Here is a 14825-nt window from a genome sequence, read left to right as displayed (position 1 = left end):
CTAAGAATAACTACGGCCGGATGCATTCAGCATCCGGTTCTGGCACTATACCTTGGCCTCAAGGCTGAATTTAACGCTCCCAGCTATGGCTTGCCGACTGCCCGGGCGCTGAGAATACTTTGACCACTATGCGTTCAATACGGTGGCGTTCTAACTCTGCCGTATCTTTAATCAACTCATTAATAAACCAGCGTGATAATTCTTCCACGGTGATATTGGCTAAAGGCATTAGCGTGACGTCTTCTTTAAGAAAAGGAATTTTTTTATGATTGAAGGTAAAATAATAATATTCATCATCTTCAGCATACTGTAAAAAAGGCGAGAATTGCGGCATCAGAAAAGTCTGGTTGAGTTGGCGGCAGAGTTCATGGATGCGTTTTTTATAATAACGGTAATCAAACGTCATGCCATTATCTTCAACCCAAGTGGTTAGTGCCAGATAAACCCCATACATATGCCCATGCAAGGGTTCGCGCTCGGTAGCTGAAAAAATGGTAGTATGGCCTGCAGAAAATTTCATGGATTCTTTCTGCAATTCCACGGTGGTTAAATATTTCCCCATCACAAACTCGCTCGTTTATCGTGCAATTGAAATCCGTGCAAATCCATATCCATGTTTTTTGTTAATGCCATCACTTTAAACAATTCCCCCATTTCACTTTCCTGCAATAATTGTTTGGCTGCTTGCTGGGCTTTAAAGCGCGCACGCTCATCAGGAATAGAAGCAAGCAAGCTTAACAAACCGTTAGCCAGTAAAAAAGATGCCTGATTAGTATAGCCTGCCACGTGAAAGCCTGCTGCATACGCAGCTTCTGCTACATGGGTAAAATCCACATGCGCCGTGATGTCTTCCTCGCCCGGATGTGCCAATGGGTTGGCATGCGCTTGGTGCCGGTAATGGCACATTAAAGTCCCTTGCCTACGCTCGCGGTGGTAATATTCATGCTGTGGAAAACCATAATCCAAAATGAAAAAAGCGCCGGCAGCAAGCATAGCTGAGCAATGGCAAAACCAAGCGTCTAAAAATAAATTCGCCTCCGATTGATAAGGATACAGGCCAGGCGGCAAAACAGCACGGGCACGCGCCAACAAACGCTCATTTTCACAAGGCTTATAAATCTCAGCAAGCCTGCCTTCTGCATCAAGGCGAATATAACTTTCCAATAGCCCGTCTGCAGTTTGCATGAAACGGTGCACAGGCATGGCGTCCAATACTTCATTGGCAATGATCACGCCTGTAAACGGTTTGTGCGGCCATTGCGACAACCACTCCACCCTGGAAGCCAGATGCGGAATTTCGGTATGGATCAATGTTTCCTGCCGTTGGCGCAGCGTACCGCTTACCTCCAAAATATAATAAGCTTCAGGCAAACTGTTTAAGTGCTGCAAATGCTTTAAAATATCCACGCATAAACGCCCGGATCCTGCTCCAAACTCAAATAAGACAGGAGTATCTAAGGTATCCAGCACTTGCTGGCATTGGTTCGCCAGTGTTTGTCCGAATAACGGCGTTAATTCAGGCGCGGTTATAAAATCTCCCGCTACGCCAAATTTTTGCAGTCCGGAACTGTAATAACCTTGCCCTGGTGCATATAATGCGTATTGCATGAATTCAACAAAAGGTATTTCGCCCTGCTGGCGTAGACGTTGGCAAAGAGATTCGAGCAAATTCATAATTGTTATCTAAAATAAAAACAATAATTGGTTTTAATTAACACAATTGAGGGAGAGAACCATACCTTGAATCCGCTAAATACACAAGCGCCCGTCGCTTTAATCACGGGTAGCGCGCGGCGAATTGGAGCCACCATTGCTGAATATTTGCATGGTGCAGGTTATCAAGTAGTGATTCATTACCGGCATGCAAAAGAGGACGCTTGTGCACTAACACAACGGTTAAATCAAGCACGGTTAAATAGTGCGTTTGCATTATGTGGCGATTTAACCCATCCGGGTGTATGCGAGAAACTAGTGCAAGAAACCATTGCATGGGCAAAACGGCTGGATTTATTAGTAAACAATGCATCTTTGTTTCTGCGCACAGATATTACCAAACCTGACGAACAAGACTGGCACAACTTGTTTATGGCCAATGTGCACGCTCCATTTTGGCTTAGTAAAAGTGCATACCCTTATCTTGCAGAGCAAAAAGGCTGCATCATCAACATTACGGATTTGCATGCGACAAAACCTTTAAAAGACTATGCAATCTATTGCCAAAGCAAGGCCGCTTTTGCCATGCAAACTAAAGTTTTGGCACGTGAGTTTGCGCCGAATGTACGCGTTAATGCTGTAGCACCGGGTGCTATTGCTTGGCCGGAAGGCGAGAATCAACTGTCTAAAGCCATACAAGAAAAAATCATCGCGCAAACGCCGCTAAAAAAACATGGAGAACCTCTCTATATTGCCCAAGCATTACTCGCACTGGCGCAAAATCCTTTTGTGACCGGTGAAACCTTGCACGTAGATGGCGGCCGGCATTTGCTGTAATTTTTAAGTAATGGAGTTTTTATGGAAAAACAATTTTTAAGCCCGCTGGAATTATTAAACATTGCTACTCAACATGCTTATTGCGCTGAATATTTGCTAAAAAGCAACGGCGAAATTCCCATTGATGAACAATTAAGCGTGGATGCATTATTGCCTGTGATTTCCCTAATCCATATTGCTTTTGAGTTAACTCTGAAAGCTTATTTAATGCACGATCACCGCAATGGCAAGCAATTTAAAAACCTAGAGGAATTACTTGAGCTTAACCAACATCTGGGTCTTTCCAAACAAGAAAAGCAGCTGCTCACGCTGCTTGCCCGTCAACAAGCATTCCGCAAAGGTTCAGATTACCAATTGTGGGAAAATCGCCAGCAGCTGCATGTATTTTGCGAACAACTCATGAGCTTGTACGTACGCCTGCAGGAATTGATGCCGCTTGAACTGCAAAGCGATTATAACAGTTAATATGCCGCAACTCTTCCACATTCGAATATCCGAATTTCAACCTTAACTACAATGTGAAATGATCCACTCCGCAACTGAAAATTGATCCATTTTTAACGACGATGTTTTATCCAAGAGACAGGAGCAATTATCAAAAAATAGAGGATATAACTACACATGCACTATGATAATGCCTAAGAAGGGCAAGCTATCATGAAGGTATTTTTTATAATTATATTTGCTGGATACTCTAATTGTTTTGCAGCAAATGAAATTTGGTTGCAAGATACTGATTGTAAAATTCTCAGCGGCGATGGCTATTCAGTGAAAGTAGCTAAGGGATCGCTCATCACGTCTATATGCAAAAAAGAAAATATTGTAATAACTTGTTCCAATACTTCAAGCGACGGCACTATGTATAATAAAAAGCCTTCGGCAATTAATAATTATATTGATAATGATTTTGTGTTTTGGAAGCCACTTCTTTTGCAGGGGTGGTTCTGCTTAATTTAAGAAATAAACGATATTTGGCTACAGGTACTTATTTTATTGGAGGAAAGCTTTTAAATAAATATTGTGTTGGTGAAATTAAAATTAGAAAAATATTGCGAAAAAACATTAGCTCTTTTCGAGCGTATTGATATCACTGGGTAACTCTTGTTATTTGCACCCCCAACTCTAAACAACCATCGGAATAAGTTTGTAGCTGACAAATGATAAGAGCCCTGATTGTGCATAAGTTGACTCCATTTTTGCCTAATAACAAAATTCTACGGCGTTTATTTGTTTGATACAGTCCATAAAGGTAAGCAAGCTTCCTTACGTACCGTTTGCCGAATAGATTAGAACGCATTGGTGATGGCAGGCTAAAATCAAAACGCCCGCCTGCACACGTAGGCAAATCATCCGCTTTAACGGCATGGAGGGAGCCAGCCTGTATTGACTACTGCAACCATAAAAAAAGACTGCTTTATTCAAGCAACCACTTTGTCGCCCAGTGGTTTCGCCATTCCTTGTTTAAACTGCCCCCAGGTCAAAACGCGGGCAATTTGCTGATTGGGGCTTAAATATAAAATCCCGCTTTTTTCGTTAACACCTAAAGCAGGGAACAAGAGTAATTGATTTAATTGGGTGGCTAAAGCATAACTATCCATGCCTAGGGCATATAAACGATTGTAGCTGTTAAACTGTTCCGGCCAGTTTTTATTCCCTGAATGGTGTGTAAAAACCCAAGGCATATCACAAAAAATGATCCCGTTTAAATCCCTATCTTTTAATGCATTGATACTGCCGGCATAAACGCTTGAAGTCGAATAAACCGGCACATCTCCTGCATAGTAATATTTTAACAGGGGCATAATTTGCCGGGCCTTGCTAGGATAAGCCAGGAGAAAAATCATATCAAAATCCTGCCTGCGCATGGGCACTCCTTCAAGGTTGCGCCCGAATAAACGCTGCAAATTTTTTTTCCGCGCCTCTCCCTGGGTAATGCGTAGAAATTCACGAACCGAATTGTCTAAATCTTCCTTCGGCTGGTAATGCCAGGCATCCACCACGCGCCCACCGCTAGCTCGCCATTGGTTCATGAAAGCCAAGGATACTTCATCACCCCAAGTTCCTGCAGGGGCGATGATTAAAGCCCGGCTGTGGCCTTGTTTTCGGGCTTTAACTGCCACTTGTTTAGCTTCATTACTGGGAGAAAGTCCGAATTGATACACGTTATTTTTAGCGGATCCATTGTAATCATTCAGCAATAAAGTAGGGACCGGATGCTCAAGCCCCCCTACTATTGCCACATCTGCCTTGGTCAAAGGGCCGACGATGTAATCTGCTCCTTCATCCACCGCTTGTTCATAAAGCATCGTTATGTTTGCAGAATGGGTGTTATAAACTTTTATTTTTGTATTCTGTTCCTTCCCTGCCGCGTGAGCTGCCATGAACCCATCCCGAATTGCGTTTCCAGGACCTGCCAAGGGACCCGTGGTCGGCAGCAACAATGCAACTTGTCTTGGCGATGCAAGCAAACGCTCTTCACTACGATGTAGGGGAAAAATCCTATTGGCAGGGTGCTCTGGGTATTGCACTTGCCAATGCCTTATGTCAGCGGCCATAATCTGCGGATCACGGTAATTTTTGCGTGAAATCAATGCCAGCTGCATCCACCCTTTTAATTCGGAACCATCCGCAGTTTCTATAGCCAATGTGTTAAGCTCAGCTACAGGCAATGTCGTCAACGTCAGCCATAATGCACGCAAATTATTAGCCTGCGATTTTACATCAGGAAGTAATTGGCCGAGCTTGATGCGTTCTGCTACCGATTCCACGGCATTGCCACTGGATTGATAAGCTTGGGCCAATACATCGTGAAATTGTGCCTGATAATAGACAGGTAGTGAATTTACCGTGCTTACTGCCGCCAAACGGCGAATTGCCGAGCGTGGCTCATCTTTCGCCAAATCTATTTTCGCCAGTAATATGTTCCTTTCACGCTGTGATGAGGGCGTTGTGTCGTGCATTCGTGCTAGAATTGCATTCGCCTGCTTTAACTGACCATCATGAATTAAACGGCCTGCGGCCATTAAATAATAGGATTGCTGTTCATCTCCTGCATGATTTTTGCCCAAAGCAAGATATGCGTCAGCAGGCAGTGTGTAGGGGTTGGCTATTGCCTGGGTTTCTTGAAGAGTTTCCTGCGGCGGGTTACTGTTTGATACCTGCGTGCAATTTGCCAACGCAAGCACACAAACCAATATAATCAACTTAAATGAGGGAATATTTGACCGCATGAAACTTCCAAGGCTAGTTGAATATTTACAAGAACCACAGGTGACATGGCTTACCATGCAAAATACGGGCTCATAAATAAAAAATAGAGAGGATAAACCATGACCGCCAGTTCAGCAACCACTCCAGGAACTCTCTATGTGGTGGCCACTCCCATCGGAAACCGCGACGACATCAGTGTACATGCCCTGCATGTTTTGCAAGCAGTTGATGCCATTTTGGCTGAAGACACCCGCCATTCCCAACCATTGCTGGCTACCCTGGGCATTAAAAAACCCTTGATTTCCATGCACGCACACAATGAGACTAAAAAATGCGAAGGCATTGTTGCTGAATTACTTGCCGGCAGAACATTTGCCCTCATTAGCGATGCAGGCACTCCCTTAATTAGCGATCCAGGGTTTCCTTTAGTGCGCTTGGCACGGGAAAAACAAATTGCCGTGGTTCCAATTCCTGGAGCCTGCGCATTAATTGCGGCACTCTCAGCTGCTGGCGTCCCCTGCGACACGTTTACTTTTGCAGGATTCTTGCCCGCAAAACAAACAGCAAGGCTTGCGCGTCTGGCGGCTTTAAGCAAGCTTACGCATACATTGGTTTTTTATGAATCAACGCATCGCATTAAAGACAGTGTTGCCGATCTCATGCAAGTACTTGGAGCATCTTGTGAATTGGTTTTAGCGAAAGAATTAACCAAAACATTTGAAACCTTTGTCACAGGAAGCTGCGAGCAAATCTTACGCTGGTTAACCGAAAATCCTGCCCATTGCAAAGGTGAATTTGTCTTGATTGTTCCGCCTCGTGCAACAATAGAAAATATGGAAGTACAGCACCACGTTTTACGGATACTGCTTGCAGAAGTCCCGCTTAAACAAGCAGTCAAGTTGGCATGTGAAATCACCAATGGCAATAAAAATGAGCTCTATAAAATAGCCCTGCAGTGGTCACGTACTCCCTAACCATTCCTATACTTAAATTAGCAGAAATAAAGCCAAGGATAGGCATATGCTTTTAGTGAAAAACCAACTTAAGCAAGCTATGGCAAGTAAAAATACAGTTTCTTTCATCTATAAGGGCAAGCCACGCACTGTAGAACCGTATCATTACGGACAGTTAGGGGGGAAAGAGCAATTGCATTGCTATCAAATTCGTGGGGAAAGTAATTCCCGCGTGCCGGAATGGAAGAATTTTATGCTTGCTAAAATTCAGCAATTAACCGTAAATTTTCAGGAGCATTTTACCATCCGCAACAGTTATAAGCCCAGCAACTCACACTACACAACCATTACGCAGGCTGTGCACACATCTCATGAAGGCTAGGCTCTGTTGGGTCAAGTGAACCTAGCCCCGACCTTATAAAGAAAGCACGGGTTGCGACTCAGCTTCCCCTGTTTTTATCAAGTTCAAATACCCTTTACTGCATTCGTAAGCAATATAAACCGCGGTAAATATCAAGGCAACTTGCCAGGATATAGCCAATAAAGACATGATAAACAAAGGCATGGCAGTATTTTTAACCATGCTCCATAAAAATTCATCGCGCGCCTCAGCGACCTCGGCTTCCATTTTATTTTTTTGCGCTGCCGTCAAATCGACCTGCTGCGCTTTCAGCACTTTTTCTTGATAAGAACCATATAAATCCGCCGACAGATACATGGAAATCGCCAGAGTGCATACGAGAAAACAAACTGGCGTAGCAGCGGGAATTGCAAGAAGCAAGGAAGCAGAAAAACCACTCATTAGTAAAATTGCAGCAACAATATTAAAGTTAAAGCTCGCCTGCTGCGCCTGCCAACTGATTTCCAATTGGGCGGCTTGTTCCTTTACCATAATGCAATATGCTTCATCGTCACTGTTTTCTTCAATTTCCAGGCGATATTGTTCTTTTTTAGTCAAATAATCCTGTTCGGCCAGATGACGGCGGTAAGCCAGCAAAGCAACATCAAAAAATAAAAACCCTGCTGTAAGCCAATTGGCTACAGGAGCTGAAATATTAAAATAACCGGCAAAATTGGATGTCAAATTAACCATGGCCCATACAGAATCATTAAGAAAAACAGCATGCCGTTTTTTTAACTCATCTTGAAAGCGCGCCAATAGTCCGCGTTTTTCTGCTTCTGCCGGAATAAACACGTGCTTGCACATCATCGCGGCATTAATGACAAAACGTGCCACAAACAAACCTACGCTTAGTACGTTAAACACTGGGTTGGCTTTATTTAAACGAGAGAGCATGCCATCGACATCGGTATGTCCACCGAAAAAAGCATCCCACTTATCAAACCATTCCATGCTGCGGGCAAAGTTAATCGTTTGCGCAACCGTAATTCGCGAAAAAGTAATCTGTAAACGGGTGATGTTGCTGAATGCAACCCAATCTCTTATTTTTGAAATGTGCAAAGGGGTACTTATTAACTCGGATAAATCGCTGCCGATTTTTTTCTTGAATTCTTTAAAAAATTCTTCCTCAACGACATGTGGTGGCGAATTTTCTCCGCTCAAATATTGAATTTGTGCACATAAAGCTTGGTATTTTTTCACTTCGGCTTGCTTACCGTACGCCTGATAATAAGATTCAAGCATGGCGCAACAGTAATAACAATAAAACCAGTAAGTTTGCCGGTTTTTGGAATTTTTTTTAAGGCTTTCTAATAAATTACTCCATTCTTGCTCGAGTAATAACCGGTGGGTTGCCAGAAAATCATAACTGGCCACAGCGGCCATTTCTTTTGCAGCCGGGAGGTCTCGTGGCGGATTCGTAAAAAAAGCTCTTTTATTTTCGAGATATGGCCGGTACGCAAACTCAACCATAATAACCCCTCCCAATTAAACAAAAAATTAACAAAAAGACAAAAATAATACCTTACAGCGAGTTGTAAATGAGATCAATAGATTTTGTGTGTATTTTTTTCATGGTGGTTTTATAAAGGCAAATTGAAAAATACAGGAACGGTATGTTTTATCAGGAAAATGATAATTTATTGAATTATTGTTTATTTACCGATACAAAAGCTTGAGAAAATTTTGCCTAACAAGTCGTCGGAGGTAAACTCGCCGGTGATTTCACACAAGGCCTGGTGTGCTAAACGTAAATCTTCTGCCAGTAATTCCCCGGCCTTATGCAGGGTAAGTTGTTCTTGGCCAGTGCACAAGAAATTAAGCGCTGCATCCAGTGCTTGCAAGTGCCTCCTGCGTGCTAAAAACTGGCCTTCTTCCGCATGGTAGCCGACCATTTCTTTGATTTTTTCTTTAAGAACAATCAATCCTTCCCCGGTTTTAGCCGAAATATATACGGCGTCAGCCTCGCTTTTAATTTTACCGGATTGATCAATCTTATTATAAACGCGAAGAATTGGTACTTGTGCCGGCAAAGCCTTGCGGATTTCAGCATCCAAGCGCGCCACTTCATGCTGTACTTCGTTTGCATCGATAACGAAAAGCACACAATCGGCACGCTCTACTTCATCCCAGGCGCGCCGGATCCCTTCTTTTTCCACAGGATCATCACTCTCGCGCAACCCGGCTGTGTCAATTAAATGGACTGGAATATCATCCAATAAAACATGTTCACGCATGACATCGCGGGTGGTGCCAGCAATATCGGTTACGATGGCAACTTCCTTCCCCGAAAGCGCATTGATTAATGTCGATTTACCAGCATTCGGGCGTCCGGCAATCACCACCGATAAACCTTCGCGCAAAATAACGCCTTGGGCGGCATTTTTCTTGATGGATACCAATTCCTGAATTACTCTTGCCAACTGTGCGGCAATTTTGCCATCGCTTAGGAAATCAATTTCCTCTTCCGGAAAATCAATAGCAGCTTCAACATAAAGACGTAATTGAATCAATTGTTCGTTTAAGTTATGGATTCTGGCAGAAAATTCTCCTTGCAATGAGCGCATTGCCAAACGCGCGGCAGTTTCGGAAGTTGCGTGAATCAAATCAGCAATGGCTTCTGCCTGGGTCAAATCAATTTTATTATTAAGAAAAGCGCGTTCAGAAAATTCTCCGGGTTTTGCCAGGCGTGCACCCAATGCGGCACACACGGCAACCAATTTATCCAATACAATGGGAGCGCCATGCCCTTGTAACTCCACTACATCATCACCGGTAAAGGAATGTGGCGCCTTAAAATAAATGGCAATGCCTTGGTCAATGATTTGGCTGGATTGGTCGTGGAATGTGCAATAAACAGCCAGACGCGGCGGCATGTTTTTTTGTTTCGTAATGGATTGAGCAATCGTACAGGCCAGGGGGCCCGAAAGACGCACTATCCCTACCCCGCCCCGTCCGGGCGGAGTAGCGACAGCAACAATGGTATCTACCATCATTTTGATTTGACAGCCGCCAGTTTTTTAGTCGGCTTATCATCACTGTATTTGCGAGTGATATACCACTGCTGCAGAATGGACAGCGTATTGTTCACAATCCAATACAACACTAAACCTGCAGGGAAGCTCCAAAATAAAGCCGTGAATAAAACCGGTAAAAACATCATAATCCGGGCTTGCATGGGATCCGGCGGTGCAGGGTTCAATTTTTGCTGCACCAACATCGTAGCTCCCATAATGATGGGCAATACGTGGTAGGGATCCGCTGCAGCCAAATCATTAATCCATAAAATGAATGGCGCCTGACGTAATTCCACGCTTTCCAACAATACCCAGTACAATGCGATGAACACGGGGATTTGGATTAAAATCGGTAAACAACCGCCTAATGGATTTACCTTTTCCTGCCGGTACAACTCCATCGTAGCTTGGCTTAATTTTGCTTTATCATCGCCATAACGTTCACGCAATGCAGTTAGCTTAGGTTGTAATTTTCGCATGTTGGCCATCGATTTATAGCTGGTAGCTGATAAACGATAAAAAGCCAGCTTAATCAATACCGTCACTAAAACAATAGACCAGCCCCAATTGCCGACGAACGAATAAATTGCTTTCATCAATGAAAACAGCAGTGAAGATAAAAACCACAACCAGCCATAATCTACCGTGAGTTCAAGACCGGGAGAAATGGTTTTTAAAACTGCGGTATCTTCAGGACCTATATACAGTTTAGAACTTATGGAAGCATTTTCCCCAGATGCCACCTGGATCGGTTGGCTCACCGTACCAATGGTATAATCACCAGAAGCAGCACGGGTGTAAAAGCGGTTTTTACCAGCTGCATCAGGTACCCAGGCACTTAAAAAATAATGTTGCTGCATGGCAATCCAACCGCCTTGAGCTTCCGTATCCAGATTGTTTTTAGTCATGTCCTTAAATGTGACCTTTTGATAACGATGCTGGCCAGGACTTGAATAGGATGCGCCGGTGAATGATCCTATGTGGAACATGCTGGATTTATCTTCCTTAGGCGAACTGCGCAACAATTGGGTATTCATATACCCTTTCCAGCTGTCGGCGGAATGGTTTTGCACTTCATAACGCACTTCAATAAGGTAGCTGTCTTTGGTGAAAATAAATTCTTTTTTCACCTCTAACCCTGCAGACGTTTTCCCCAGCAAAGTAACAGTCAGTTGCTGTTCATCCGGGGACATTTTGTATTCTTGTTTTTCAGCAGTAAAATTTAAATCCACATTCTTTATCGTTTGTCCGCTTACGGTAAACAGACTGCTGTTAGCCACATAACGTTCTTCTGGATTATTTTGCAATAAGGTAAACGGCTTATCTTTTTGCTCAACGCTAACCGGATAATCCAGTAGTTGTGCATGTACAATATCTCCATGTTGCAAATCGATGGCCAAATCAAGGACATCAGTCTTCACCTTAATGATTTTGCCCTGTTCAGTGTCTTGTACTGGAGAGGTTGCAACGGTTTGTGCTTCACTGCCAGGCATGGAGGGAAGCAGCGGATCATTAGCCGTATTGCCCTGCAATCCATCAATCGGAGCCGAATGGACGGCAGGAGGTGGATAATCAGCCTGCCAGCTGGTCCACAATGAATAAAGCACCAATATCAGTGCTGAAAATAATATAATGCGTCGAATATCCATTAAAACTTCTCTTCTTTATCAGGTAATACAGGATCGTAGCCTCCAGCAGACCACGGGTTGCATCTTAACAAACGCCAGCAGGCTAACCGTAATCCCTTGCCAATGCCAAATGTCTCAATAGCCGTTAGGGCATATTGAGAACAACTTGGATAAAAACGGCAACAAGGTCTTAAGAATGGACTTAGAATATAGCGGTAAAGCTTAATCGGAAAGCAAATTATGTTTTGCATAAAGCGGATAATTTGTCCCATGCCTTACCTAATTTGGTGGTTATGATTGAATTGTCCACATTGCCAACACCATGCCTACCTAATACGACTATGTCAATGGCGGGTAACTGCCTGGTACGAAAGGTTTCACGTACAATACGTTTCAAGCGATTTCTGTCATGGGCTTTAGCAACCACTTTTTTTGAAAGTGCCAACCCAAGCCGCGCCTGACCCACTGTGTTTTCACAATATAAAAAAATAAATTCAGACGTTACCAGTTTTTTTGCTTGTTTAAAAACACAATCATAATCGCTTTTTTTCAATAAGCGTCGTGTTTGATTAAAACAATACACCCTTAAGCAGATAAACGTTTACGGCCTTTTGCACGGCGGCGTTTCAGCACCAATCGGCCAGTCCGTGTTGCCATACGGGCACGAAAGCCGTGATCACGTTTGCGCTTAAGATTGCTGGGTTGGAAAGTACGTTTCATGATGAACCTGTCATTAATTTTTTCAAGGCGGCAATGATAGAAAACTTTATATCAACTGTCAAACACTTGCCATGGCTGCTCAGAAGCTGGATGCGTACCGACGTTAAGTTGCATTGGCTAGGTCGCATCCTCTTTTACAAATTTTTATCGAAATGGATGCACGTAATCATAATAAATTAAAAAATGATTTATTTTTTATTTGTTATATAGCAGATTTTTTCTGTGCATAAGTAAAAAAAACTAAATAAATTAAATAAGTTACACAAATGGTTAGCTGTTTGAAAACTCTGTTTTAAGAAGGGAATATATCGGGGAAAGTTCTTTAAATTGGCATCATGGCTCCCTATATACACGTCTTTTACAACACTTTAATGAAGAGTTATCCACAATTTTTATTAAACACTATACGTTTTTACTTATTTGAAATGTTTTCGCCTTAAATTTTTTTTCTGCTGCTTATTTTTAGAAAAATTCCAGATCCTATAATTAAAACAAAATTATTTAATTTTTTATTTATATTGATTATTAGCAAATTTTTTTATGTGGATTTGTTTTTAATTTATTTTTAAATCAAATAGTTAATTAAAAATATTCCCTGTTGATAAATCCTGATTTCAGTGGCTAACAAGATCTGCATAAGAGCCCAACAAGCAGTTTTTGCAAATTTATGCTGATGTTATCCAACTTGTTATTTCAATCTTATCCACGGAATTATCTATACGTAGTTGAGTTTGTTTCGTTATAATCCTCTCTTTGCAATTTTATTGTGATTATTCTTTAGCTGGTTTGCTTAAGTCAGAAAAGCTATTGATTTACTGTTATGGTTTGTACTTGCCCATGAGGTCGATTCAATGGCACTATTTAAGATGGTTACTTGGTTATAGCGGTCAAAATGATTTAAGCCCACCTGTTGCACCATCATGTTGAGCTTTTAAAAACAAACCCAGTTTTGTCTATGCATAAATCATTTTGAAATGGTGTACGGTTTCCTTTTGCCAAAGCCTAGAATTTTGAGGAGTTACCTGTGTCTGCAAATGTTTGGCAGAAATGTTTGGAGTTGTTACAAGAAGAATATCCTGCTCAGCAATTTAATACATGGTTACGTCCATTACAGGCTGAAGCAGAAGAAAATACCTTGTTGCTTCTAGCTCCTAATCGTTTCGTGGTTGATTGGGTGAAAAAACATTTTTATTCCCGTATCAAAGAGTTGGTATCCCAGTTGAGTGCTGATGCCATTAAATTGGTTAGCATTGAAATTGGTAGCAGAGTGGCTACAACTCCTCTTCCCGGCGGTGATATGCCTTCTTCCATTCCAGTAAGCGGAGAAGCTTTAAGGGAAGCTGCAAGCCCTAAGGTAGGCAGTAAAAAATCTGCGGATCATTATAAAAACAGTTACTTGAACAAAAAATTTGTATTTGACAGTTTTGTTGAAGGAAATTCCAACCAGTTGGCTAAGGCTGCTGCCTTGCAAGTAGCTGAACGGCCAGGAGATGCTTACAATCCACTATTTATTTATGGTGGGGTAGGACTTGGTAAAACACATTTGATGCACGCAATCGGCAATACCATCCTTAAAAATAACCCTGAGGCTAAAGTTCTTTATCTGCATTCAGAACGGTTTGTGGCCGATATGGTTAAGGCATTGCAAACAAATACCATCAATGAATTCAAACGTTTCTACCGCTCTTTGAATGCTTTGCTGATTGATGACATTCAATTTTTTGCAGATAAAGATCGTTCGCAAGAAGAATTTTTCCATACATTTAATGCATTATTGGAAGGTCAGCAGCAAATTATTTTAACCAGTGATCGTTATCCAAAAGAAATTGAAGGAGTTGAGGAACGGCTTAAATCGCGATTTGGTTGGGGATTAACCGTAGCGGTGGAACCTCCTGAATTGGAAACACGCGTAGCCATTCTCATCAGCAAGGCCGAACTTGCAAACATTGAATTGCCATATGAGGTTGCCTTCTTCATAGCCAAACGCATCCGCTCCAATGTGCGTGAACTGGAGGGAGCATTAAGGCGGGTTATTGCCAATGCCCATTTCACTGGTAAACCGATTACGATTGAGTTTGTAAGCGATGCATTGCGTGATCTATTGGCACTGCAAGATAAATTGGTCACCATAGAAAACATCCAAAAAACCGTGGCTGAGTATTATAAGGTCAAAGTGGCTGATCTTTTATCTAAACGGCGCAGCCGTTCCATTGCAAGACCAAGACAAATGGCTATGGCGTTAGCTAAGGAACTTACCAACCACAGTTTGCCAGAGATTGGCGATCATTTCGGTGGGCGTGATCACACAACCGTTATCCATGCTTGCCGCAAGGTGAAAGAACTGGTGCAGGAAGCTGGTGATTTTGCTGAAGATTACAAAAATTTGATGCGTACATTATCCTCGTAA

15 protein-coding genes are annotated in these 14825 nt (G+C 42.4%); 6 read left to right on the top strand and 9 right to left on the bottom strand.

What is annotated here, in order from left to right:
- Positions 1-70 precede the first annotated feature (70 nt).
- Together NKV53_RS10975 and NKV53_RS10970 are read right to left on the bottom strand one after the other, a co-directional pair.
- Entirely contained in the window at positions 71-562 is a 492-nt protein-coding gene (locus NKV53_RS10975) for a 6-carboxytetrahydropterin synthase (protein ID WP_126953265.1), read from the bottom strand.
- Positions 562-1674 carry a class I SAM-dependent methyltransferase gene (locus NKV53_RS10970; RefSeq protein WP_127057094.1) on the bottom strand — a complete coding sequence of 371 codons (1113 nt, stop codon included), beginning with the start codon at positions 1672-1674 and terminating at the stop codon, positions 562-564. The genes NKV53_RS10975 and NKV53_RS10970 overlap by 1 nt, the downstream gene beginning before the upstream one ends.
- A gap of 66 nt (positions 1675-1740) precedes the next feature.
- Between NKV53_RS10970 and NKV53_RS10965 the strand changes: the two genes are divergently transcribed.
- The 3 genes from NKV53_RS10965 to NKV53_RS10955 all read left to right on the top strand — a co-directional run bounded on the left by NKV53_RS10965 (position 1741) and on the right by NKV53_RS10955 (position 3447).
- On the top strand, positions 1741-2490 hold the full coding sequence (locus NKV53_RS10965) for a pteridine reductase (protein ID WP_127057093.1): 750 nt from the start codon (positions 1741-1743) through the stop codon (positions 2488-2490).
- A gap of 21 nt (positions 2491-2511) precedes the next feature.
- On the top strand, positions 2512-2955 hold the full coding sequence (locus tag NKV53_RS10960) for a hypothetical protein (protein WP_126953262.1): 444 nt from the start codon (positions 2512-2514) through the stop codon (positions 2953-2955).
- Positions 2956-3147: 192 nt separating this feature from the next.
- Positions 3148-3447, top strand: a complete 300-nt coding sequence (locus NKV53_RS10955; RefSeq protein ID WP_126953261.1) for a hypothetical protein — start codon at positions 3148-3150, stop codon at positions 3445-3447.
- A 461-nt stretch (positions 3448-3908) separates the two neighbouring features.
- On the opposite strand, the gene NKV53_RS10950 is transcribed toward NKV53_RS10955, so the two are convergent.
- The gene (locus tag NKV53_RS10950; RefSeq protein ID WP_126953260.1) at positions 3909-5720 is read right to left on the bottom strand and encodes a penicillin-binding protein activator; all 1812 of its coding nucleotides are present in this window, start codon (positions 5718-5720) and stop codon (positions 3909-3911) included.
- 99 nt (positions 5721-5819) lie between these two features.
- Here NKV53_RS10950 and rsmI point away from each other — a divergent pair, with 99 nt between their 5' ends.
- Positions 5820-6674: a 16S rRNA (cytidine(1402)-2'-O)-methyltransferase gene (gene rsmI, locus NKV53_RS10945; RefSeq protein ID WP_126953259.1), complete on the top strand. Its 855-nt coding sequence runs from the start codon at positions 5820-5822 to the stop codon at positions 6672-6674.
- A gap of 46 nt (positions 6675-6720) precedes the next feature.
- On the top strand, positions 6721-7035 hold the full coding sequence (locus tag NKV53_RS10940; RefSeq protein WP_126953258.1) for a hypothetical protein: 315 nt from the start codon (positions 6721-6723) through the stop codon (positions 7033-7035).
- Between the two features lie 33 nt (positions 7036-7068).
- Here the strand turns inward: NKV53_RS10940 and NKV53_RS10935 are convergent, their stop codons facing one another.
- The 6 genes from NKV53_RS10935 to rpmH all read right to left on the bottom strand — a co-directional run bounded on the left by NKV53_RS10935 (position 7069) and on the right by rpmH (position 12418).
- The gene (locus tag NKV53_RS10935) at positions 7069-8526 is read right to left on the bottom strand and encodes a hypothetical protein (protein WP_126953257.1); all 1458 of its coding nucleotides are present in this window, start codon (positions 8524-8526) and stop codon (positions 7069-7071) included.
- A gap of 182 nt (positions 8527-8708) precedes the next feature.
- Positions 8709-10049 carry a tRNA uridine-5-carboxymethylaminomethyl(34) synthesis GTPase MnmE gene (gene mnmE / locus NKV53_RS10930; RefSeq protein WP_126953256.1) on the bottom strand — a complete coding sequence of 447 codons (1341 nt, stop codon included), beginning with the start codon at positions 10047-10049 and terminating at the stop codon, positions 8709-8711.
- Positions 10046-11719 (bottom strand): membrane protein insertase YidC, encoded by a 1674-nt coding sequence (gene yidC, locus NKV53_RS10925; RefSeq protein WP_126953255.1) that lies wholly within the window; start codon positions 11717-11719, stop codon positions 10046-10048. Before yidC ends, mnmE begins: the two co-directional genes overlap by 4 nt.
- Positions 11719-11970, bottom strand: a complete 252-nt coding sequence (gene yidD, locus NKV53_RS10920; protein ID WP_126953254.1) for a membrane protein insertion efficiency factor YidD — start codon at positions 11968-11970, stop codon at positions 11719-11721. The genes yidC and yidD overlap by 1 nt, the downstream gene beginning before the upstream one ends.
- On the bottom strand, positions 11937-12251 hold the full coding sequence (gene rnpA, locus NKV53_RS10915) for a ribonuclease P protein component (protein WP_233579533.1): 315 nt from the start codon (positions 12249-12251) through the stop codon (positions 11937-11939). The genes yidD and rnpA overlap by 34 nt, the downstream gene beginning before the upstream one ends.
- Positions 12252-12283: 32 nt before the next feature.
- Positions 12284-12418 carry a 50S ribosomal protein L34 gene (rpmH, locus tag NKV53_RS10910; RefSeq protein ID WP_126953252.1) on the bottom strand — a complete coding sequence of 45 codons (135 nt, stop codon included), beginning with the start codon at positions 12416-12418 and terminating at the stop codon, positions 12284-12286.
- Positions 12419-13442: 1024 nt separating this feature from the next.
- Between rpmH and dnaA the strand changes: the two genes are divergently transcribed.
- Positions 13443-14825 (top strand): chromosomal replication initiator protein DnaA, encoded by a 1383-nt coding sequence (gene dnaA, locus NKV53_RS10905; RefSeq protein ID WP_126953251.1) that lies wholly within the window; start codon positions 13443-13445, stop codon positions 14823-14825.

The organism is Legionella sp. 27cVA30, assembly GCF_024160945.1.
GTDB lineage: Bacteria > Pseudomonadota > Gammaproteobacteria > Legionellales > Legionellaceae > Legionella_A > Legionella_A septentrionalis.
This window is presented reverse-complemented; position numbering and strand designations above follow the sequence as displayed.

Excerpts from the sequence above, each read along its gene's own strand:
- NKV53_RS10975 (WP_126953265.1), bottom strand. The coding sequence starts at position 562 with ATGGGGAAATATTTAACCACCGTGGAATTGCAGAAAGAATCCATGAAA.
- NKV53_RS10970 (WP_127057094.1), bottom strand. The coding sequence starts at position 1,674 with ATGAATTTGCTCGAATCTCTTTGCCAACGTCTACGCCAGCAGGGCGAA.
- NKV53_RS10960 (WP_126953262.1), top strand. The coding sequence starts at position 2,512 with ATGGAAAAACAATTTTTAAGCCCGCTGGAATTATTAAACATTGCTACT.
- NKV53_RS10955 (WP_126953261.1), top strand. The coding sequence starts at position 3,148 with ATGAAGGTATTTTTTATAATTATATTTGCTGGATACTCTAATTGTTTT.
- NKV53_RS10950 (WP_126953260.1), bottom strand. The coding sequence starts at position 5,720 with ATGCGGTCAAATATTCCCTCATTTAAGTTGATTATATTGGTTTGTGTG.
- rsmI (WP_126953259.1), top strand. The coding sequence starts at position 5,820 with ATGACCGCCAGTTCAGCAACCACTCCAGGAACTCTCTATGTGGTGGCC.
- NKV53_RS10940 (WP_126953258.1), top strand. The coding sequence starts at position 6,721 with ATGCTTTTAGTGAAAAACCAACTTAAGCAAGCTATGGCAAGTAAAAAT.
- NKV53_RS10935 (WP_126953257.1), bottom strand. The coding sequence starts at position 8,526 with ATGGTTGAGTTTGCGTACCGGCCATATCTCGAAAATAAAAGAGCTTTT.
- mnmE (WP_126953256.1), bottom strand. The coding sequence starts at position 10,049 with ATGATGGTAGATACCATTGTTGCTGTCGCTACTCCGCCCGGACGGGGC.
- yidC (WP_126953255.1), bottom strand. The coding sequence starts at position 11,719 with ATGGATATTCGACGCATTATATTATTTTCAGCACTGATATTGGTGCTT.
- yidD (WP_126953254.1), bottom strand. The coding sequence starts at position 11,970 with ATGGGACAAATTATCCGCTTTATGCAAAACATAATTTGCTTTCCGATT.
- rpmH (WP_126953252.1), bottom strand. The coding sequence starts at position 12,418 with ATGAAACGTACTTTCCAACCCAGCAATCTTAAGCGCAAACGTGATCAC.